Origin of the sequence: Arthrobacter sp. GAS37 (assembly GCF_044908325.1) — a bacterium.
GTDB classification, from domain to species: domain Bacteria; phylum Actinomycetota; class Actinomycetes; order Actinomycetales; family Micrococcaceae; genus Arthrobacter; species Arthrobacter ramosus.
Genome location: NZ_JBIYDB010000008.1, coordinates 81,170 through 101,271, shown reverse-complemented (window position 1 = coordinate 101,271; position 20,102 = coordinate 81,170). Strand labels below are relative to the sequence as shown.

Annotated in this window: 25 protein-coding genes and 1 pseudogene; 13 read left to right on the top strand and 13 right to left on the bottom strand. The window is 61.5% G+C overall.

Going from position 1 to position 20,102, the window contains the following annotated elements; translation table 11 throughout:
- Positions 1-6: 6 nt before the first annotated feature.
- Positions 7-1,800: a thiamine pyrophosphate-binding protein gene (locus tag ABH924_RS09400; RefSeq protein ID WP_404498263.1), complete on the bottom strand. Its 1,794-nt coding sequence runs from the start codon at positions 1,798-1,800 to the stop codon at positions 7-9.
- The gene (locus tag ABH924_RS09395; protein WP_404498261.1) at positions 1,797-3,410 is read right to left on the bottom strand and encodes a GMC family oxidoreductase; all 1,614 of its coding nucleotides are present in this window, start codon (positions 3,408-3,410) and stop codon (positions 1,797-1,799) included. The genes ABH924_RS09400 and ABH924_RS09395 overlap by 4 nt, the downstream gene beginning before the upstream one ends.
- 148 nt (positions 3,411-3,558) lie before the next feature.
- Between ABH924_RS09395 and ABH924_RS09390 the strand changes: the two genes are divergently transcribed.
- Complete coding sequence (locus ABH924_RS09390; RefSeq protein WP_404498259.1) at positions 3,559-4,449, top strand: TetR/AcrR family transcriptional regulator; 891 nt, start codon at positions 3,559-3,561, stop codon at positions 4,447-4,449.
- Here the strand turns inward: ABH924_RS09390 and ABH924_RS09385 are convergent.
- The 3 genes from ABH924_RS09385 to ABH924_RS09375 all read right to left on the bottom strand — a co-directional run bounded on the left by ABH924_RS09385 (position 4,400) and on the right by ABH924_RS09375 (position 5,944).
- Positions 4,400-5,032 carry a TetR/AcrR family transcriptional regulator gene (locus tag ABH924_RS09385; RefSeq protein ID WP_404498258.1) on the bottom strand — a complete coding sequence of 211 codons (633 nt, stop codon included), beginning with the start codon at positions 5,030-5,032 and terminating at the stop codon, positions 4,400-4,402. The genes ABH924_RS09390 and ABH924_RS09385 overlap by 50 nt on opposite strands.
- 5 nt (positions 5,033-5,037) lie before the next feature.
- Positions 5,038-5,577: a sugar O-acetyltransferase gene (locus ABH924_RS09380; RefSeq protein ID WP_404498380.1), complete on the bottom strand. Its 540-nt coding sequence runs from the start codon at positions 5,575-5,577 to the stop codon at positions 5,038-5,040.
- A gap of 136 nt (positions 5,578-5,713) precedes the next feature.
- A complete protein-coding gene (locus ABH924_RS09375; protein WP_404498256.1) occupies positions 5,714-5,944 on the bottom strand; it encodes an HAD-IA family hydrolase in 231 nt (76 codons plus the stop codon).
- A 2-nt stretch (positions 5,945-5,946) separates the two neighbouring features.
- Between ABH924_RS09375 and ABH924_RS09370 the strand changes: the two genes are divergently transcribed.
- The 3 genes and pseudogenes from ABH924_RS09370 to ABH924_RS09360 all read left to right on the top strand — a co-directional run bounded on the left by ABH924_RS09370 (position 5,947) and on the right by ABH924_RS09360 (position 7,405).
- Positions 5,947-6,243, top strand: a complete 297-nt coding sequence (locus tag ABH924_RS09370) for a hypothetical protein (RefSeq protein WP_404498254.1) — start codon at positions 5,947-5,949, stop codon at positions 6,241-6,243.
- A gap of 290 nt (positions 6,244-6,533) precedes the next feature.
- Positions 6,534-7,271 (top strand): annotated as a pseudogene (locus ABH924_RS09365) (sugar phosphate isomerase/epimerase family protein).
- Complete coding sequence (locus ABH924_RS09360; protein WP_404498252.1) at positions 7,268-7,405, top strand: hypothetical protein; 138 nt, start codon at positions 7,268-7,270, stop codon at positions 7,403-7,405. The pseudogene ABH924_RS09365 and the gene ABH924_RS09360 overlap by 4 nt, the downstream one beginning before the upstream one ends.
- 73 nt (positions 7,406-7,478) lie before the next feature.
- On the opposite strand, the gene ABH924_RS09355 is transcribed toward ABH924_RS09360, so the two are convergent.
- Positions 7,479-8,237, bottom strand: a complete 759-nt coding sequence (locus ABH924_RS09355) for a DeoR/GlpR family DNA-binding transcription regulator (RefSeq protein WP_404498250.1) — start codon at positions 8,235-8,237, stop codon at positions 7,479-7,481.
- A gap of 103 nt (positions 8,238-8,340) precedes the next feature.
- Here ABH924_RS09355 and ABH924_RS09350 point away from each other — a divergent pair, with 103 nt between their 5' ends.
- Complete coding sequence (locus ABH924_RS09350; protein ID WP_404498248.1) at positions 8,341-9,591, top strand: MFS transporter; 1,251 nt, start codon at positions 8,341-8,343, stop codon at positions 9,589-9,591.
- Positions 9,592-9,676: 85 nt separating this feature from the next.
- Here the strand turns inward: ABH924_RS09350 and ABH924_RS09345 are convergent, their stop codons facing one another.
- Positions 9,677-9,937: a hypothetical protein gene (locus tag ABH924_RS09345; RefSeq protein WP_234753617.1), complete on the bottom strand. Its 261-nt coding sequence runs from the start codon at positions 9,935-9,937 to the stop codon at positions 9,677-9,679.
- A gap of 50 nt (positions 9,938-9,987) precedes the next feature.
- Here ABH924_RS09345 and ABH924_RS09340 point away from each other — a divergent pair, with 50 nt between their 5' ends.
- On the top strand, positions 9,988-10,530 hold the full coding sequence (locus tag ABH924_RS09340; protein ID WP_404498379.1) for a TetR/AcrR family transcriptional regulator: 543 nt from the start codon (positions 9,988-9,990) through the stop codon (positions 10,528-10,530).
- Positions 10,531-10,567: 37 nt separating this feature from the next.
- Here ABH924_RS09340 and ABH924_RS09335 read toward each other — a convergent pair whose 3' ends face one another.
- Positions 10,568-10,915, bottom strand: a complete 348-nt coding sequence (locus ABH924_RS09335) for a UBP-type zinc finger domain-containing protein (RefSeq protein WP_234753613.1) — start codon at positions 10,913-10,915, stop codon at positions 10,568-10,570.
- 128 nt (positions 10,916-11,043) lie between these two features.
- Positions 11,044-11,964, bottom strand: a complete 921-nt coding sequence (locus ABH924_RS09330) for a DUF5996 family protein (protein WP_404498245.1) — start codon at positions 11,962-11,964, stop codon at positions 11,044-11,046.
- 159 nt (positions 11,965-12,123) lie between these two features.
- Between ABH924_RS09330 and ABH924_RS09325 the strand changes: the two genes are divergently transcribed.
- Positions 12,124-12,324 carry a hypothetical protein gene (locus tag ABH924_RS09325; protein ID WP_404498243.1) on the top strand — a complete coding sequence of 67 codons (201 nt, stop codon included), beginning with the start codon at positions 12,124-12,126 and terminating at the stop codon, positions 12,322-12,324.
- On the opposite strand, the gene ABH924_RS09320 is transcribed toward ABH924_RS09325, so the two are convergent.
- Positions 12,321-12,815, bottom strand: coding sequence for a hypothetical protein (locus tag ABH924_RS09320; RefSeq protein ID WP_404498241.1), 495 nt, complete (start codon positions 12,813-12,815; stop codon positions 12,321-12,323). The genes ABH924_RS09325 and ABH924_RS09320 overlap by 4 nt on opposite strands.
- A 126-nt stretch (positions 12,816-12,941) precedes the next feature.
- On the opposite strand from ABH924_RS09320, the gene ABH924_RS09315 reads away from it, so the two are divergent.
- Together ABH924_RS09315 and ABH924_RS09310 are read left to right on the top strand one after the other, a co-directional pair.
- On the top strand, positions 12,942-13,109 hold the full coding sequence (locus ABH924_RS09315; RefSeq protein ID WP_404498239.1) for a hypothetical protein: 168 nt from the start codon (positions 12,942-12,944) through the stop codon (positions 13,107-13,109).
- Between the two features lie 68 nt (positions 13,110-13,177).
- Positions 13,178-14,086 (top strand): prephenate dehydratase, encoded by a 909-nt coding sequence (locus tag ABH924_RS09310; protein WP_404498237.1) that lies wholly within the window; start codon positions 13,178-13,180, stop codon positions 14,084-14,086.
- Here ABH924_RS09310 and ABH924_RS09305 read toward each other — a convergent pair.
- Together ABH924_RS09305 and ABH924_RS09300 are read right to left on the bottom strand one after the other, a co-directional pair.
- Entirely contained in the window at positions 14,083-14,376 is a 294-nt protein-coding gene (locus ABH924_RS09305; protein WP_404498377.1) for an alpha/beta fold hydrolase, read from the bottom strand. The two genes, ABH924_RS09310 and ABH924_RS09305, sit on opposite strands and share 4 nt — an antisense overlap.
- 96 nt (positions 14,377-14,472) lie before the next feature.
- Complete coding sequence (locus tag ABH924_RS09300; RefSeq protein ID WP_404498235.1) at positions 14,473-14,985, bottom strand: hemerythrin domain-containing protein; 513 nt, start codon at positions 14,983-14,985, stop codon at positions 14,473-14,475.
- 347 nt (positions 14,986-15,332) lie between these two features.
- Here ABH924_RS09300 and ABH924_RS09295 point away from each other — a divergent pair, with 347 nt between their 5' ends.
- From ABH924_RS09295 to ABH924_RS09280, 4 genes are all read left to right on the top strand, one after another.
- Positions 15,333-15,722: a lipopolysaccharide assembly protein LapA domain-containing protein gene (locus ABH924_RS09295; RefSeq protein WP_404498233.1), complete on the top strand. Its 390-nt coding sequence runs from the start codon at positions 15,333-15,335 to the stop codon at positions 15,720-15,722.
- Between the two features lie 240 nt (positions 15,723-15,962).
- Positions 15,963-16,247, top strand: coding sequence for a hypothetical protein (locus ABH924_RS09290; RefSeq protein ID WP_404498231.1), 285 nt, complete (start codon positions 15,963-15,965; stop codon positions 16,245-16,247).
- Between the two features lie 193 nt (positions 16,248-16,440).
- Positions 16,441-17,550: a fatty acid desaturase family protein gene (locus ABH924_RS09285; protein ID WP_404498229.1), complete on the top strand. Its 1,110-nt coding sequence runs from the start codon at positions 16,441-16,443 to the stop codon at positions 17,548-17,550.
- A gap of 148 nt (positions 17,551-17,698) precedes the next feature.
- Positions 17,699-18,790 (top strand): hypothetical protein, encoded by a 1,092-nt coding sequence (locus ABH924_RS09280; RefSeq protein ID WP_404498227.1) that lies wholly within the window; start codon positions 17,699-17,701, stop codon positions 18,788-18,790.
- Positions 18,791-18,831: 41 nt separating this feature from the next.
- Here ABH924_RS09280 and ABH924_RS09275 read toward each other — a convergent pair whose 3' ends face one another.
- Positions 18,832-19,770 (bottom strand): 5'-3' exonuclease H3TH domain-containing protein, encoded by a 939-nt coding sequence (locus ABH924_RS09275; protein ID WP_404498225.1) that lies wholly within the window; start codon positions 19,768-19,770, stop codon positions 18,832-18,834.
- Positions 19,771-20,102 lie beyond the last annotated feature (332 nt).

The following is a 20,102-nucleotide window of genomic DNA, read 5'->3' as shown; positions in this document are numbered from 1 at the left end:
TCCTGGTTAGAACCCGCGCTGAGCGACGTATTCATCACGGGTGTCACCGTGGTACGCCGGAACTGTGATGTCCCACCAGCCAGTGGGGTGCATCTCGGTCCACGGCAGCTCAGTAGCGCTCATGGCCTCAATGACGACAGGCCCCTCGGTGGCGAAGGCACGTTCGATCGCCTGCGCCAGCTTCGCGGGGTCTTCGATCCGCTCGGCGGTGCAGCCCAGGGAGCGTGCGAACTCGGCAATGTTGGCGAAGTAGGGTTTCCCGTCAGGAGTGCTCCAATTCGTGACCAGTCGGCGCTCAGCGCCGAACAAGCTGATCTGGAGATCCTTGATGGCTTCCCAGCCGCCGTTGTTCAGAACGACGACGACCAGCGGCGTGCCGAGCATGACTGCCGTTGACAGCTCTGTCCCTGTTTGGAGGAAGCTGCCGTCTCCGACCATCGCTAGGACCGGCGTCCCTGGAACTGCGATTTGCGCGCCGATGGCAGCGGGGAGGCCGAAGCCGATTCCTGACATACCGCCGGCCACGATGTTTGTCTTGGGCCCGTAGACGGGGAACTCGTTGAACGCCTGGTTTGCGGGATTGCTGGAATCGGTAACCAGAATGCCTTCGCGGGGCAGTGCCTTGCGGATTTCGACCATCGCCCGTGAATTCGTCATGGGGAGATAGCCGGTCTCACGCATCGGCCGCAGGTGCTCTTCCCACTTGGCCTTGAGCTCCTGGAGCTCGGCGAAGTACTCGGTGCCGTGGTAGTCAGGTCCGTCGCCCAGAGCATCCCGGATGGCGGCCAGGGAGGTCTTGGCGTCGCCGACGATTCCGACCTCAACCGGGTAGTTGCGGCCGATTTCGAATCCGTCGATGTCGATCTGGACGAGCTTGGTGATGGACGGAATGTTGAAGGTAACGCCTTCCTTGTAGGAGGACGTGATGCGGTCGCTGAAACGGCAACCGACGGCGAGAATTACATCGGCCGTGCGGGTGACACCGTTTCCGGGGATCGAGCCCATGTCGCCACATGGCCAGGCGTACAGGTCGTGATCTGCTGGGAAGGAGCCCTTGCCCATGAATGAGTGGGTGACCGGAGCGCCGAGTCGTTCGGCGATGGCAAGGAGTTCCTCACTGGCCTCGGCAGCAATGACACCGCCGCCGGCGAGGATGACGGGCCGCTTGGCAGTCCTGAGCACTTCGACGGCCGCGGCGATTGCCGTGGCGTCACCCGTTGCGCGGGTCTGGGCCCGGCGGGAGCCTGGGACACGCTTATAGTAGCCGTATTCGGCCTGCAGGTCCTGCGGCACATCCACAAGCACCGGGCCCCGGCGTCCTTCGTACATCGTGTTGAATGCCTGGTCCATGACCATCGGGATCTGTTCGAGGCGGCTGGGCTGCCACCAGCGCTTGACTGCCGGTTCGGCCATGCGCGGGAAGTTGTTGCCGTGCGGCCTGTCGATTTCCTGAAGGACTCCGCGGTTTTCCATGTAGGTGTGGACGGCGCCGGTGATCAGGATGAAGGGCTGCGAGTCCGCGAAGGCGGTGACAAGTCCTGTCAACGTGTTGGTTGCGCCGGGGCCGATCGACGTACAGACTGCGGCGATCTTGCCTGATGCCCGGTAGTAGCCGTCTGCCATGTGCGCGGCGCCCTGTTCGTGCATGGCCGGGATTACTTCGATCTCGTCGGCGCGGTCAACGAAGGCGTCCAGGAGTGCTGTGTTGCCGTGTCCGGGGACTGCGAAGACGCGCTCGACGCCTTCGCGGATGAGGCAGTCGACAATCATCTGTCCACCGGTCAGCTGCTGATCAGTCATTTGTTCTTACTTCCTGTAAATACGGGGGTTAGCGGTAGGAATTCGGGGGCGCGCGTCTCGGATTGGCGCTGGGATGCGCCGGGCACGATATGTTCCGCGACACGGAAGGCATTTGCGGCAATGGTCAGCGCCGGGTTCATCACTGGAAGTGAGGGGAAGAAGGACGAGTCGACGACGAAGAGGTTCTTGACATCATGGGTCCGGCAGCTCGGGTCGAGGACGGACGACCGAGGGTCGTCTCCGGCCCGGATCGTTCCGGCCTGGTGGGAGTTGACAGCAATACCAGTGGTTTCACTGAAGATCAGTGGATAGCCCATCTTGTGGAGAATGCGTTTCATCTCCTTGACGAGGTGCTGGTGTGCCCGAACATTGTTGGGTTTCCAACTGATCCGGATAGCTTCGTCGTTCCTTAGGGTCACCTTGTTTTCCGGATCGGGAAGATCTTCCGTGAAGAGCCACCAATCCATGCTGTGGCCGGCAGCAATTTCCAGGGCCCATTTGGGGATGAGCGGCTTCTGCCCGACCAGCATGGCGCCTTGGAGCTTGCCGATCAACTGGACGTGACCGAGCGGGAACGGAAAATCCGCGTTGCCCTTGAGGTAATAGTCATTGAAGTAGAGCGTCTTTTGGAACTCAACTTTGTTCCTCTTGGGGTGCAAGGCGATCATGATGCTGTTGTTGTGCACCATGTAGTTCCTGCCAACCATTCCCGAGGAGTTGGCGAGGCCGTTGGAGTGTTTGTCCGTGGCGGACCGGAGCAATAGCGCCGCAGAGTTGACGGCGCCGCAAGAAACGACGACCTTTCCGGCCCCGACGACGATGGTCTTCCCGTTGTGGACGAGCTGTACGCCCGTGGCAGTCTGGCCTGATTCGTCGGTGAGCACCTTCTCGGCATACGCCTTGGTCAGCAGTTCCACGTTGCCCGTTTGAAGAGCCGGTCGTACACACGCGACGTCGGCATCCATTTTGGCCAGGACGCGGCATGGAAAACCGTCGCAAGTGCGGCAGCGGATACAGGCCCCGCCCTGGCGCCAGTCGATTCCCAAGGGAATGCTGGACGGAGTCAGTCCCTGTTTGGCCAGCCCATCCGCAACTGCCTGCACCTCAGGTTCATGACCGATCGCAGGATAAGGAAAGGGCTCTTCGCGGGGCAACGTGGGATCATCGTGTTGGTCCCCATGGACCTTGTACACCCTCTCGGCCCGCGAGTAATAGGGGGCTATGTCGTCATACGTGAACGGCCAGGCTGGTGAAGTACCGTCCTCGTGTTCGGTCGCGACAAAATCTTCGCGTCGAAACCTCACCAAGGATGACCCGTAGAACTTGGTGTTGCCACCGACGTAGTAATAAGTACCAGGGCTGAAAGCTTCTCCCGTGTCGGAGTACCATTTTTCAGCATTTTTGTATCGGCCGTGCTCAAACACGGCATCCGGGTCCCAGTTCTGTTTCTCCTGGGGAACGAACCCACCGCGCTCGATGAGCAATACGCTGACGCCTGCGTCCTTCAATGCGTAGGCCAGCGTACCGCCGCCCATGCCGCTTCCGACGATTACGACGTCGTAGCTGGACTTTGCAGGACCATCGATCTGCAAAGAAGTCTCAACAGTCATTTTGGAATTTACCTCTCGGTTCTGGCCATTGCTGGGGCCGGGTGCGTGAGTCCGAACCTGCCAGTGGACTACGAACTTTTGCGTACGTCACTAGTGAGAGTCACATCACCTATAAGCAAGAGTACACGGATTATGGATTTACTCAAGCATGAAGTTTGGTTGGAGTCTCCCAATAGACGGTTTTCTGCAAATTCGGACGCTCCTCAAGTGGCCTTGCTCACATTCGGTTCCTTTAGTGTACGATCGTACGCATAAGAAATCTAGTGCACGATCGTACGCATCGGAAGCAATGTACGTTCGTACACGTGCGGAAGGTGGAGAGTTGATGGATGCACAGGATCCGCCGGACCGTTTTCCCCCTGATGTGGAGTGGTCCGCCCGTTCGGATGTCCCCCGGCACCAAGATTCAGGGCGAAAGGAACTGCTGTCACCAAGTCCGGCCCCGGACGTCGCCAGCAGCTTCCGAATCCGACGTTTTGATCCGGATCGTCGGAATCGGATTATCGACGCAGTGCTCGCGGTCATTGCTGAGAACGGTGTGGCCGGCACTAGTTTCCGGAGGATCGCAACCCAGGCTGACGTTCCCCTCGGGTCAATGACGTACCACTTCAGCGGAATGCAGGAGCTCTTGGAGACAGGGTTCGAGCGTTTTGTGAGCCAGTCCCTCGCCCGGCTCGAGGATCGGCTTGAACCAGCACGAGATCATCGTGACGCAGGCAAGATCATCTTGGCGATAATTCACGAAGATGCCACCGCTGATCCCCCTCGACACCTGGCGCTGTCTCGCGAACTTCAGGCCCTGGTCATTCGTGACCCTGCCCTGCGCAACATCGCGAATGAGTGGGTAGAGGGTAGCGCCAGAATCCTGAAACGGTACTTCGACCCAATTACGGCAGTGATTCTGGAGATTCTCATGGACGGCCTGACTCTTCGTAGGGGCGTTGCCCCTACGAAGGGAGAGCCGCTTGCGGCCGACCCGGTGGCAAGCGTTATCGATGGATCTTGGAGACCGTCTCATGAAGTTCGTCGGAAAAGGTGATCGAGACGTCAACCGGCGAGGGTGCTACCGTCTGCGACGGCGCTTCCGTTAAGAGCTTGTCGACGGCGTTCGAAACCAACTCCCGGTCATCGTCGCGCGGTTCAAAGGCGCGATGAATTGAAAGTCCTTCGACGAGCGCGTCCAGTTGTCGAGCCACATCCGGCTCGAAGTGCCTTTCAAAGGCACGGCGGCTGCGCATCATCCAATCGTGAGTGAGGTGCCGGAACTTCGCTTGACGGGCCGCCAGCGTGTAGAGCTCCAACGTCAGAACGAGAGCGTCCCGATCGCCATAGGTATCTTCCATGATCATCTCGACGACAGCTTCTTTGGCCGCTTCAATGGTCGAGGCCTCGTTCATACGCCGCTCGAACCGGTCGCTAATGCGGGTGGCAAAACGCGTGAAGGCTTCGTGCAGAAGTTCGTCCATTCCTGCGAAGTGATAGGTCATGGACCCCAAAGGCACATCTGCAAGGGCGGCCACTTTCCGATGTGAAGTGCCGGCCACGCCCTCGGCCGCAATCAGATCCAATGTCGCTTCAATGATTCGGTCGCGCCGATCCGGATCAACCCGCCGTTTCGCCATTTTCCTCAGCTTTCAATGGACCTGATGATTTTAGCCGGTATCCCCATCGCCACGACGTTGGAAGGCAGGTCGCGGCTGACGACTGCCCCGGCACCGACGACGGTGTTTTCGCCAATCGTTACGCCGGGGAGCACGATGACTCCCCCGCCCAACCACACGTTGTCTCCGATGACAATCGGCTTGGCCGATTCCAACTTGTCTCTTCGGGGTTGAGCCGCCACGGGATGGGTCGGCGTCAGCAGTTGGACGTTCGGGCCAATTTGGCAATGGCTTCCAATTGAAATCGTGGCCACGTCAAGAGCAGTGAGGTTGTAGTTGATAAACGTACCTTCACCGATGCTGATGTTGGATCCGTAGTCGACGAATATCGGTGGCCTGATATGGGCACTTTCGGCCAGGCACCCGATGAGCTCATGTATGAACGGCTGAGCCGCATCTATGTCCTCAACGTAGGCAGAAGCATATGCCCCGGCCAGGCGAATAGCGCGTTGCTGTCGAGCGAGGATCTGCGGATCATCGGAGATGTAGAGATCTCCCGCGAGCATCCGTTCGTGGTTGCTCCGGGGGTCGTCTCGGAAATACTCGGCCGCCATGTGTACAACTGTACTAAAGAATGACCTGCTCGGCCCCACAGCTCGGCTGACGCTGCGGGACCCGCCATTATCGGAGAGATCGTCTCCGTCAGGTTCCGTTCGCTTCGAATATCCGGCTGAGCGCTTCGCGCGATGTAAACAGGTGGCCCCGGAGTCCTGATTCCTGGGCAGATCGGATATTTTCCTCTCTGTCGTCGATAAAGAGGGCTCGGCAGGGTTCAATCCCCAGCTCGCGGATACACCATTCGAACGTTTCCCGTTCAGGTTTTGCATGCCCAATCTGATATGAGTGTCCTCGGACTTCAAAAGGTCGGGCCATCGGTGTCTTCGCAGAAAGTGTTCCCCCAGCTCCTGGGGAATGTTGGAGAGCAACGCGAGACGTCGGGTTCTGAACAGGTCCTCCAGCAGAGCGATCATCTGGTCATCGACGACGGACCAGCTGGCGATGTCGTGCTCTATGAGTTGCCTAATGCGGTCCGGATCGAAACTCGTAGCCAATTGGCCAGAAACGGCGGTCCAGTACTGGGTGCCGGTGACCTCTTCGCGGTCATATCGCGGACGCTGGTTCCAGTACGCCGCCCAAAAGTCTTCCTCCGGGACGCCTCCGGTGGCCAATAGTGCATCCCTACCTTCTTGATTTTGATCTTTGGCGATCACTCCGAAGAGATCGAAGATCAGAGGGGATCCTCACTCCCAACGGGGATGTGGACGCTCGTACACATAAATCGCCGATTCATCGAGGAGCGGCCATCTTTTGCTTGCCAATAACCAAAAGGTTCCCTTAGTCTTTACTCAGACTTCATAAGTAATCCTTGTGTGCTGTCGGGTCCGCCTCTCCAACGTCCCGTCAAACACCAGCGCGCCAGCAGCATCTCTGCACGCCCTCCAAATCAAAGGAATCCGTCGCAATGAAATATTCTGTCCAGCTCTACAACGTACGCACCGCCGTCAAAGACGATCTCCCCGGCACCATCCGGCGCCTTGCAGAGATCGGCTATGACCAGATTGAGCCCTATGACTTTGTTGCCCGCGCTGATGAGTTCGCCCGTGCCTTTGCCGACAACGGCGTTTCTGCTCCGACGGGGCATGCACCGCTGCTGAGCCAGGACCAGGATGAGATCTTCGCCGCTGCGAAGGAACTGGGCATCAGCACGGTCATTGATCCGTACTTGCCTGCCGAGCACTGGCAGAACGCCGAGGACATCCAGGCCACCGCGGCCAAGCTCAACGCAGCAGCGAAGAAGGGTGCCGAATACGGCATCCGCGTCGGTTACCACAACCATCAATGGGAGGTGGAGTCCATCATCGAGGGCCAAACCGCCCTGGAGTACTTCGAGGGACTGCTGGATCCGGAACTGGTCCTGGAAGTCGACACCTACTGGGCCGCCGTTGGAGGCCAGGATCCCGTGGAGCTCCTGAAACGGCTGGGCACCCGGGTTGTGGCCGTTCACATCAAAGACGGTCCCGTGAATATGGACCTCCTTGCCCAAGTGGCCGCTGGGTAGGGGCAAATGGACATCTGGGGAGCTATCAATGCAGTCCCCGGTTTGGAGGTGGGCGTCGTTGAGTTCGACGATTACGCCGGAGACATCTTCGAAGCGATGGAGGCCTCATTGCGGTACCTGGAAACCGGCCCCGAAGCATGAGCGCCGCAACGCATCAGTCCACGCCGTACACCCGCCGGGGCCAGGTAGGCGTCACCGAAGCCCTCGCCAACCTCAAAAAATACGACTACCCGCCCTCACAAACCAGCTTCGACGCCGCCTTCAACCAGGACTAGCCCGTCATGGAAGACCGACAGCTTGCCCGCGTGCATTGATGGTTTTCCTGAATGAGCAGTGGAGCTTCACAAGTCAAACCACAACTACTTCCACCCCACCGGCGCTCAGTCGTTCAACCACTTGCGCAGGCACTGCCGCGTCAGTCACTAAAATGTCGATTGACTCCAACGGACAAACTGCGGCCATGGCCGACCGGGAAAACTTGCTGCTGTCAGCAACCAGAATGGTCCTTTTGGAGGCATCAATGATGGCTCGCTTAACGGCAGCATCCTGGAGATCGTGCGCCGTCACACCGTCCTCCAGGGATGCCCCGCACGGCGAAATGATGGCTGTGTCGAACCGAACCGAGCGGAGTGATGCCTCCGCCAGCGGCCCTGTAATCGATCCCTCATCATGGCGAACCGACCCGCCGGGTGTAATGAGATTGATGTTGGATTTTCCAAACAAGGCGCCGATCGCCTGGACTGAAAACGGCATCACAGTGAGCCTGGTGCCGACGAGGACACGGGCTATCTCAACGCAGGTCGTGCCGCTATCGAGGGCCACGGCCTCACCGCTTCGGACCAGTTTGGCAACCGCGGCCGCCAGAAGTTGTTTGGTTTCCGCCATTTCGATTTCCCTCATGGCGTACGGAAGCCCCTCTCCGAGCATCATCATGCTCACCGCACCGCCACGTGTTCGCCGTAGGACACCGGCCCTGGCAAGCTGTTCCAAGTCCCGGCGAATGGTCACTCCAGAAATGCCGAGCTGCTCGGACAGCCCGGCCACGTCGACCTTCCCATCCCTGTTCAGTCGCTCCAAAATGCGCTCGTGCCGCTTGGTTCCATTCATGATCAAATGATAACCCCGCTATGATCATATGAAAGCTTATGGCGTATATTAGCAACCTGGGTCTCCACACCGCGAGTCGCCGACCCTATTTGAAGGACTTCTAATGGCTGCATCTCTCAGCAACGCTTCCCCCCAACTGCTGCGGGCACGATTGGGTGTCTTCGGAGCATTCACCATCGTCGGCTTCCTCACGGCGATTTGGTTAGTAAACATCCCCGACATCCAGCAACGAACAGGAACTTCCCACGCTGTTCTCGGCGGACTGATCCTTTTGCTTGGTCTCGGTGCGCTCATCTCCATGCAATTTGCAGGGCTGCTGATCAGGCGCTTCGGCAGCAGAACTCCGACGCTGATGGGCCTTGGCCTTCTGCTGGTTTCAGTGAACCTTCCCGGCATGGCTTCAGACGCCCTGAGCTTGGGCATCGCACTCTTCATTTTTGGACTCGGTCACGGCCTGACGGACGTGGCGATGAACCAGCACGCCGTGGTGGTCGAGCGTGGGTACCGACGGCCCATCATGTCCGCCTTCCACGCGTTCTTCTCACTCGGCGGTGCCCTGGGCGCTGTAGCCGGGGCTGCTGGCCAATCGATCCACCTTCACGTGTCATGGATTCTACTGGGCGCCGCCCTGCTGGGTCTGGTTGGTACAGCTTGGTCGGCGTTTTCGATGCTTCCGAAGGCCAGTGAAGAGTTGCTCGATTTGGACCAAAACCCCGCGACCTCGGGCAAGACGGCCTCTTCAGACCATCCGGTGGCGCCCAAGCGCGGCCGAATGCTGGCACTGGCACTACTCGCGTTTTTGGTGCTGCTCTCCGAAGGTGCTGCTAATGATTGGAGTGCACTTCAGACCGTTGAGCGTTTGGGCGAACCGGAAGCGGCAGCTGCGTTGGCATACGGGGCTTTCGCTGCCGCGATGACCATTGGCCGACTCCTTGCTGACCGTATTTCACATGCGATCGGACCCGTCAAGGTCGTGAGATTCGGATCTCTCATTGCGGCAGCCGGAATGCTCGTAGTGGTGGCGTCTCCCTTTTATCCCCTGTCCCTCTTCGGTTGGCTGCTCTTCGGATTGGGACTCTCAGGGATCATTCCGCAGGTTTACACTGCGGCCGGGAGTATCGGCCGATCAGATGCCGGCAAGACACTCTCGCGCGTTGTGAGCTCCGGTTATGTCGGGCTTCTAGCGGGCCCCGCGATCATTGGATGGCTCGGCGGGATGCTCGGCCTGACCATTGCCTTCTTGGTGCCGTTCCTCTTCTGCGTCGTGGGAATTTTCCTGGCATCGACTGTGACTACGGACAACGAAAGTCCGGCAGAGCCGGCCCTCGCTGTGAGTAGGGACGCTCAAAGCTAGTTCGGTCCTGGCATTGGTTCCCGCCAGCTCTGCGATCCGGCGGGTGCTTACTCCGTCAATGCCTTCGCGAGCGAAAGCCTGCACGTTACCTGTTCTCCCAGGGGAAGGATTCAACACGCTTCAGCGCTTTCTGAATATCCTTGGCTCGCGATTCAAGTCCGAGATCCGCAAGGTGTCCCAAGCCGTAGGTGAGCCACTTCCGCCCGAATTCTCTCTGCTTCGGCGACAGGACGGGCTCCCTTGAAAGATCCAGAGCCCTTAAGACATGCTGGCGAGGCGTCGTCCACCCTTCGAACCATCCCTGGATCAGCTCTGCCACCACTTGGGCAATGATCTCCGCAATCATTTCATCGCCTCCCGGGGCGAGCCCTGCCAAGGTTCGGTTAGCACTATTATCTGCTCTGTTCTTGCGTCGTAGCGATTGTTGAGGCCGCAGCACAAGCCTTGGCAAACGACGGCCAGGTCTCACTAAATGCGATCGCGAAGCTAGCGGGCGTGGGGAACGCGACGCTCTACCGACACTTCCCGAACCGCGAGACGCTGATCCTGGAAGTCTATCGGCGGGAACTACGCCTGCTGGGTGAGGCAGCCGATGATTTGCTGCGCGGCTACGAAGCTGGCGAGGCGTTGGAACGCTGGGTGGCAGGTCTAGCTCGCTACGCCATGACGAAGCACGGTCTCACCGAGGCGTTAAGGGCTGTGACTGCTTCCGAGATATCAGACGACTCGCTGTTCGTCGAGACCTACCAGCCCATCGTCGCAGCTCTCGGGCGGCTGCTGTCCGCGGCGGAGGCTGCAGGCGCGGTGCGTGCGGGACTCAATCCGGACGATGTGATCCTCGCGCTCGCTGGTTTGTGGGAGATAGATCCGCGCACAGACTGGGAAGCGCGGGCAAGCACGCTCTACAGCTTGGTTTTCATGGGCCTGATGGCCCGCTAGGCGGCCTGATGCGGGTGCGTTTCGGCCTTGCACTCCGTCAGTGCAGCTGCTGCTGCCAGCCAGCGGGGACGCGTGAGGCTGGGCCCGGAACGCTTTGATCGAGCGGGTGATGCGCCGGCGGTTCAAGTTCCGGTCCGGCGAAAAATGCGGAGTCGGGATAGTTGAAGAACCAGTCCTCGCCCGGTTCGAAGCTGCGGATGACCGGGTGGCCGCTGGAATTCGCATGGGCTGTGGCGTGTTGCCCCGGAGAGTTGTCGCAGCAGCCGATGTGCCCACACTGGGCGCACCGGCGCAAATGCAGCCACCAGCCTCCGTTGGCCTCGCATTCAACACAACCAGGTCCGCTGGGTGGAATCGAAACGTCGATTCCTTGTTTTGCATTCATTGTGGCTTTCCCTCGAATTGGAGTGCCTTTAGACCACCCACTACTTTACGCCCCGGCCATTCCGCGCCGAAGGAAGGAATGGTGGCCGAGCGGCGACGGTCCCGTGGCCCTGGCTGTTGGCCTCGTCGTCAGCGCCGCCAACGGGCCGGATCCGCCTCCAGCGCGGCGCGGGCCCAGTGTCCCGTCTCCGCGGCCGCTTCGTAGGTGGATTGCAGGAACCGCAACAGCATCTTGTCGGGGTCCGACGCCGTGCGGACGTTCTCATACGGGAGGAGGTACAGCCTGCCGTCATTGTTGTAGGCGGCACCGTCGGCGTCGTTCACATATTCGGCGTAGCCGGCGGGCTCGGGATAAGAGTACGCATAGAAGGCTCCTTCGTCCCCTCCCCCGGGCCAAAACCCGCAGCTGGTTAGCTCGTGGGAGTAACCCTCCACCATGACCCAGTCGGCGCAGTTCGGGACTCCTCCGGGATGGGTGGGCGCGTCCCGCCCGGAGAAGCGCGCGTACGCCAGGTCCATGCCTCCCCAGAAGAAGTGGACGGGACTGGCCTTGCCCCTGAACCGGGACCTCAATTCATTCAGGACCCGGTCCGACTGGACCAATTGCCGCCAGAACAACTGGATAGCCTCCGGGTCGTAGGAGGCATGCTGATGGTCCTCGGCGAAGGGTATGGCCGGGTCCACTTCGTTCGGGATGCCGCGGATAGACGCCTCGATACCGAGCCGGCCCAAGGCTTCGAATACCTCGGAATGGAATTCGGCCACCGGCTTGGCTTCGAGGACGACGAATGCTGAAGCTCCGTTGCTGGAGCGTACGTGCAGCCGGTGTTCAAGGAAATCGAATTCGATGTCGTAGGCGCCGCGGCCGTACGGGATCATTGATGTCGTCAGTCCGCGCGGCGTGACGTATAGCGTCACCTGCCACCAGTGGTTCAGCATCGGGGCGTGCGCCATGCGGATTTTTCCGATGATCTGGGTCCACATGTGCACGGTCTCCCGGGTCGGGGTCCAATCATCGACCCGAAGCTGGGGCCATCCAGGGTGAGCCATCCGGCCTCCAAACTGGTCCATCGCGGGCCCTTCCGCCGTCGCGGACCGGTCCGTCGCGTGCCGCCGTCAACGGCGCCTCATCCATAGTCTCCGTGGCGACAATTCTGCCACCTTTACCGCCAGAACCACCTGGGTTCGCTGCTCCTGTTCAAGGAGCCCGTGCGCATCCAGGAGGACCGCATTGTGGCGGAACGCCTCCGGCGTGCCGGCAGCGTGGTGGTGGCGACGGACACCTTGAGGGTCATCACCTCCAGCCGCCTGCAAGGCAGGGCACCTCACGGGTCCGCCAGTAACCTCCGCGGCTTTGGCGACGCTTTGGCCATGCCTCCGGACGCAGCGGCAAGCAGCGCCACGAGCTAGTCTTGATGTCCCCTATCGCTCTGGCCGGCGTGCCGGAGCAGAGCCAACGCCTGCGTAAGCGATATGTCCACCCGGGTGACGAGCAGCGCTGTCAGCAAGGCTGCGGCAACGTGCGTGTCCAGCATCAAATCCGGGGAGTGCCCGGACGCAACGGACGGCGTCGCGGTGAGTTGCCCAAGCTGCCATCCCGTCGCTGCATGCTGATGTTGGGCAGGCGCGACAACCGAGAAGGTCCCGGAGAGCCGGTCGAAGGCGAGATGCAGAACCTGCTGGGCCAGGCCGCAGAGAACGAGCAATAGCCAATTCGGTAGGTTTATCCGGGCGAGCAGCGAAGCGCACATACTCATCAGAGCCGTCAGCGCGATCAGCACCGGAACCCCGGGAGACACGCCACCCGAGACCAGGTGGGCGACCAGGCCGAGTCCGACTGCCGCCGGTCCGAATTCCCACCCCGGGAATCTCGGACGCCGACGGGATCTCTGCTCATCCACGCTGCTCTCTCCCTTCCATCGTTGGACGGGTTCTGCTCTCCTTCATGGTGCCGCCGTTTCGCACCGGAAGGAAGGCTTTCCGGGGATCCACATTGCGGTCCCCTGCGCCACCCGCTTTACGGGCGGTTGACTGCCAAACACGAGGACGACGGCAAGGCCGGGGACATCGAATGGAATTTCGAGAAGTTCCTCATCGCCCCTGGTGGTGAAATTGTGAAGCGCATTCGGCCACGGGTCCGCCCGTCCGGTCCGGAGTTCCTGGACGTCGTCGAGGGGAATCTGCCTCCGCGGTGAATTGGCTTGTCCCGTCCTTTGCCTCGTGCGGCACTTCCCATCCGGCAAAATGTGACACCATTTGCTCCATGGTTCGTAAAGTTGCATACCAAGGAGAGCCCGGCGCTAACTCCAACATCGCCTGCCTACAGATGTTCCCCGACATGGAGCCAGTACCGTGCCCCAGCTTCGAAGATGCTTTCGAAGTAGTGAAATCCGGCGAAGCGGACCTCGCCATGATTCCGATTGAGAACTCCATCGCCGGGCGGGTTGCGGATATCCATGTCCTCCTGCCTGAATCCGGATTGCAGATTGTCGGCGAACATTTTCTCAGGATCCGATTCCACTTGCTGGGCATACCCGGAAGCACGCTCGAACAGGCGCAAGAAGTGCACAGCCACGTTCATGCCCTCGGCCAATGCAGGAAGCTGATCCGGTCAATGGGGCTGAAACCAGTTGTTGCCGGCGACACGGCTGGGTCCGCACGGGAGGTCCGCGACTGGAATGACGCTTCCAAGGTCTCGCTGGCGCCTCCGCTCGCGGCCCAGATGTACGGGCTGGATGTCTTGGCAGAAGACGTCGAGGACGACGCCACCAACACGACCCGGTTTGTCGCCCTGTCCCGGGAGCGACGGCAGCAAACACGCGACGAGTTGCCCGGGCCTGTGATTACCAGCTTCGTCTTCCGGGTGAGGAACGTACCCTCGGCCCTGTACAAAGCTCTGGGTGGTTTTGCAACGAACGGCGTGAACATGACGCGCCTGGAAAGCTACATGGTGGGCAACGAGTTTGCTGCGACTACGTTCATGGCAGACGTTGAAGGGCACCCATCCGACACGCCCGTGCGCCTTGCGCTCGAGGAGCTGGAGTTCTTCACCGATGAGGTCAGGGTCCTCGGCGTATATGCTGCTGCTCCTTACCGAAGCCTGGGCTTCACCGATTCCGGCAATCCAGCCACAACGTCTGCCGGCACCCCAAAGACCACTTTGTCGCTTTAGTGGCTCCCTCGTACGCCGGCGAGTGCGAGTCCAGCTGCCATCCGCACGGGCGCACCGTGCTGGACGACGTGCGCGTAATCGGTGAACACGATGGCATTGCCCGAGGAGCTTTCCAGCAGGGAATCAAGTCCCAATGCGAGGGACTGCCGGAAGACGGTCCGGCGCTCCGAATCCACCACCGGACCGATGAGCACAACATGGGAGACGAGCTCAGGGCGCCGGACGGCCAGTTCTGTGGCGAATTGCGTCCCCATCGAATGCCCGACCACGACGACGGGACCGGCGCCTATCGCTTCGAGCGGCTATGGGTTTCCCGGGTGGCGCTGTCTCTGTCCCAGGGTGGCGAGGGCGGCGCGGACCGAAGGGCCGGGGGCCCGTAAAGCTTGCTATTGATGCCGTCGGATGTAGGATTCCGGATCCAGGTCGTGGCCAGTGATCCCTCCCGCGTGGCCCGCTTCGAAGGCGCAGAAGGCCAATCCGATCGCGTGCCGGAGGTCCAAGCTGGCATGGAGACGAAAATCGCTCAGTCCCTCGCGCTCTTCCTCCGCCATGTGGTCACCATTCACTTCATTCACCTGCGCCACTGCGTGCCACCATTCCGCAGAGCCGGTTTCGTGGGCGCCTACGGTTGTGATCGCGTCCCGGATCTCGTTGTGGTCATGAATCGCGTCGCTCGTCTCGTCCTCCGGCGAGTCCTTGCCGCCGGCTCCCTCGCCCAACGAAAGCAACTCCGGATAGAACAACAGCTCTTCAGCCCTCGCATGGACCTCGAGGAGGATGCGTAGCCGAGACCAGACCGCATCGAGGTCCGAAGCCGACGCGTCATGCATCTCTTCCAGGACCGCAAACATACGACGCTGCTCGTGATGATCGTTGAGAATCACATCGGTTATATCCATAGCCTGTTCCTTTCAGTACCGTTCAGATAGTCCTGACTGCATGCCAGGTAAGGTCGGGAATTCCTTGGATGGGCCAGATGGAACGACGACGCGCGCCCATTTCAGTAAGTATACTTACCATATTCTACTGCGCCCGAAACTCCCGGCCTCACCTGCGGGGAGTCAGCGCAGCAGAGTTTTTCAAGGCACGAGCCGTCGAACCAAGCCGGTCGAGAAACTCACCCGGACCGGGCCCCGCCGGCCTGGGACCGGACACGAATTCAATCGCAAGCAAGGTCTCCTGGATCCGGCCAGGCGATGCTTGATAAGCAGGACCTGAGCAACAAGTCGACAAAGGGATGACCATCATGACCTCGAACCACGCGACACCCGAAATACCCGATCCGCAGCCCGACGGCCCCCCGCCCCCTGCAACCGCCTCCCCGCCAACCGGCGCACCGCAGGGCGCTTCCGCTGCCCCAAAACCTAGAACCACCCGTGCCGGAGTTGTTTGGGCCGCAGTCGTCGTTGCCTTGCTCGCGCTGATATTGCTGATCATCTTCATCCTGCAGAACCAGCAGCCAGTCAACGTCTTTTTCCTCGGGCTAGCGGGCACGGTCTCCTTGGGCATGGCGTTGTTCATTGCGGCAGTCGCCGGAGGCGTTCTGGTAGCCGCAGCTGGTGCAGCAAGGATCATTCAGCTCCGGTCCGACGCCCGCAAAATACGAAGAACACAGCACAAGTCGAATTCAGCCTGAGTCCCGGCGCACGATCAGATGCAGGAAAGCCGGAGGCCGGAGAGGGTCCTCAGGTCACCGCTTCTGGAGACGGAAAGGGCTTTCAGCCCTCGCGGCCGGCGCTATATATCGTCCTTGCAGGCCGCCCGCTGGCCGCGTCCTCATCCGCGGATCCCCCGCGCTCCCCCGATTCCGTGGTGCTCGCCACCATCAGGGTCGGACGCAGAGGTAAAGTGGATTCCGGATGAATTGAGGATAAGGGTGGCAGAAGACCAGCCGTTGGATCAGGCCCATGATCCCTCCCACGAGCTTGCCGGTGCCCGGGTGCAGCGGGTGTTCTACATCATCAATGCCGGGCCGTTCGTTTCATCTCCGGAATTCAGCACCAGAGACCAGGCCGTGGCGTATGCACGTGAACGAAGTGCGTCCGGTGAGTTCGGGGACGTGGTTCCCGCGGCGGTTGAGGTCGAAGTCCGTGCCGAATACCGGCTCAGCTCCGGCAGGACCACCCAACGCGCAGTGGAAACATTCACTGTCACCGCCTGACCTCCCGTGGCTGCGGTGCCGGGAGGACCGGCAGTGGTGCCGGCCGCCGTCGGACTGCTTGGTCCGGAAAGAGATGTTCCCGCCCGGGATCCCATTCCTCTGGACGGGTAGGGCCAGTCGCGCCTAGGCTGGTGGTGTTGCCCCGGACCCCGGCAGCGCGTCATCAGCGCACCGAGGAGGCAGCCACTTGCCCTTGACCAACCAGCCTTCACCGTCCGTGCCCGCGGTCACGATCCCGCCCCGACCGGCCCCGCCCAGGACCCGGATCAACAAGGTCACCAGCAGCTATGCGGGCCTCCTGAAAACCGTCCGGGACGCCGGGATGCTCCGGCGGTGCCGACGCTACTACCTCCTCCTGCTGGCGATCCTGGTAGTGGTGGGGACAGGGATCTGGGCGGCGTTCTTCCTCCTGGGCAACTCCTGGCTTCAGCTGGCCGTAGCAGGCGCCCTCGGCGTCGTCTTCACACAATTCGCCTTCCTCGGCCATGAAGCTGCCCATCAGCAAGTGTTTGCGTCCCGGCCCGCGAACAAGTGGACTGCACGGCTCATTGCCACCCTGGTTGTAGGCATGAGTTACGCGTACTGGACCGACAAGCACTCACGGCACCACGCCCGGCCGAACATGGTCAATCAAGACCCGGACATTGCACAGGGTGCCGTCATCTTCCACAACGAACTGCCAAGCAGACGCGGAAGACTCGGCCGGGCCCTCGGCAAGCACCAAGGCTACGTGCTCTTCCCTCTGCTCTTGTTCCTCGGATGGACGCTGCATATTGACTCGTTGAAGTACTTGCTCCGACGGGGGCCGGTGAAGTACCGGTGGCTTGAAATGGCCCTGCTGGGTCTGCGCTTCGGAGCCTACGCCGGCCTGCTTTTCCTCGTCCTCTCCCCCGCCATCGCCGTTGCATTCATCGTCGTGCAGATCGCCGTGTTCGGACTGTACATGGGCGGAAGTTTCGCGCCGAATCACAAGGGGATGCCGATCCTGCCCGAAAACAGCCGGGTGGACTTCCTGACGCGCCAGGTGGTCACGTCCCGCAACATCGCCGGGGGACGATTCGTCACCTTGCTCATGGGCGGCCTTAACCACCAGATAGAACACCACTTGTTCCCGGATATGCCCCGCCCGCACCTGCGAGAGGTCCGCCAACTGGTCAAGGCCCACTGCGATGCCGAGGGGATCGCCTACACCGAAACGGGGCTGCTGCACTCGTACGCAATAGTGATCCGCTACCTCAACAAGGTCGGACTCACGGCAGCGAACCCGTTCACCTGTCCCCTCGCGGACCAATTCCGGCGATAACCGGCGCACACGCGGACCGGATCATCCTCAAGGAAAGCGTCACGTTGCCACTCAGGCACCAGTCTTCCGATGACCTGACACAGAGCCGTCAGGAAGACCACGATGCTTGCCTCTCGCCGCGGAAGGAGGCGAGACCTACTGTGGAGCTATGGACGCCACAGGAGCTCACGCCTTTGCGATTCCGCCGGTATCAGTTCACCGCCCCACGACTGCCGTTGAAGACGTCGTCACTCTCGTGACCGGCGTCTGGCTTCTCACCGGAACCTATGTTGACGGCTGGGCGCATAACAACCTCCGTGACCTCGAGACGTTCTTCACTCCGTGGCACGCGATCCTCTACTCTGGCTTCGCGGCGTGCGCCCTCTGGATCGCCGCCCTGACCTGGCGCCGGCGCGCGCCCGGCGCGCGGTGGAGGGAAGCGATCCCCGCCGGCTATGGAGCCGCGGCAGCCGGGGTCGTCCTCTTCCTCATCTCCGGGGCGGCCGACTTCGCCTGGCATTCGGTGTTCGGCATTGAGCAGGGCCTCAAGGCGCTATTCAGCCCCTCCCATCTGGGGCTCGCCACCGGCGGCTTCCTCATTCTCAGCGCGCCGTTCTCCTCAGCATGGCACTCACCCCAGCGGTCATGGCCGCGGCTGATGCCCGCCGTCGTGAGCGCCATGCTCTCCGGGATGGTTGCGGCGTTCATCCTGCAGGAGTTCGCGGTCTTCGCACGCCATGGGCTCATCCAGACATACACGGGCACTGCCGGGACGCCGCCCGCGGTGACGATTCCGACGTCGTCGAGCATCATGGTCTCTTTGGCATCGTTCTTCGTCTCAACGGCCGTGCTCTTCGTGCCCGTCCTCTTGCTGTCGCTGCGCTGGCGCCTGCACGCCGTGGTACCCGCGGCCATGGCACTGCTCCCCTCCGTAGCACTGCAGATCATGGTCGCGCTGCGGGACGCCTGGCTCGTGCCGGTGGCCCTCGTTGGTGCTGTCCTTGTTGGAGTGGTGTGGGCGGTGGTGCGACCCAAGCCGGACCGTCACGCAAGGCTCATGACCGCGATAGGCCTCTCCCCCGTCGTGTTCTGGGCCCCGTACTTCGCCGGTGTGGCGCTCCACGACGGCGCACTTAGCTTCTCCCCTGAACTTTGGGGCGGGACGCTCGCATGGACCGGACTCGAAATGCTCGCCTTCGCCGCGCTCACGGTCAGGGTGCGAGCCACAACAGGCACCAGCCCAGTTTCACCAGCCCGCTGACTTGTCAGCAGCGCCAACCATGTTGCAGGGCTGATGTCCCCTCACTGACGGAATTCGAGAGCGTCAAGCAGTCGCTTCACCGAGCCGCCGAGGTTCCACTCGGTAGCGAGACGCTCGAGCTCAGTGCGCGAGTCTCCGACGACGGGATGCAAGCGCGCTCCGGCCTCTTCGAGAGTGGGCAGTGCGAGGTCGCGCACGACTTTCACAACAACGGGCGCAACCGTCAGATAATCCTCGGAGGCGGCCAGTTTCGACCTCACGGGCGCGGACAGCCCGCTGTCTGGATCGATCGCGGCCGCGAGCAACGCGTCGAGCGTGCCGAACGTCGCGAGCAACGACGCCGCCGTCTTTTCGCCGATCCCTGCGACGCCCGGCAGCCCGTCGGAGGCGTCGCCGCGCAGCGTCGCGAAGTCGGCGTACTGCACGGGCAACACACGATACTTGCTGACGACGACGGCATCGGTCACGATCTCGAGGTTCTTCATGCCTCTCGCCGTGTAGATGACCCGCACCTGGCGGGCGTCGTTGACCACCTGGAACAGATCGCGGTCGCCCGTCACGACGTCGACAGGAAGCTCCGCGTGACTGGCGTAGGTTCCGATGACATCGTCGGCTTCATGCGAGGCAGCCCCGACGACGGCGATACCCGCGAGGCCGAGCACCCGCCGGATCATGGGGACCTGCACCTGCAGCGCGTCCGGCACCACTTCGACGTCGGGCGCACCCTCTACCGCCTCCGCGACCCGATGCGACTTGTAAGTCGGGATGAGGTCCACCCGCCACTGCGGACGCCAGTCCTCGTCCCAGCACGCCACCAGATGCGTGGCCCCGTAGTCGGTGGCGAGCCGCGCGATCATGTCCAGCAGGCCGCGAACGGCGTTCACCGGGGTGCCGTCGGCGCGGCGGATCGAATCGGGCACGCCGAAGAAGGCGCGAAAGTAGAGCGAGGCCGTATCGAGGAGCATCAGGCGCTGAGGCATAACCGATCCTTACATCCACAAACCCTGATTCGGTGATTCGCCCCGCCACCCAGGCCAGCCGTGTGTCAGCCCGGCGGAGGAAAGTGGCAACTCCCCCGGATATTTTCCATCACGGTTCCACGTCCGCATCGGCGGCCCAGTGGAACCAGGAGTAAAATTTAGCCCTGCTACGGCGCGGTGGTCCAATCCCACCTCGAGGCACAAGTCGCCACCCGCCGGCTGCTGACCGCGCCGCAAGCAGGTGGCACGGGTGCGCGCGAAGCGGTGACAGGAGGGAGCATGGCGCAATCAATCGAGCAGCGGGTCGCCCGGGCGGCTCAGGAGGCATTGCA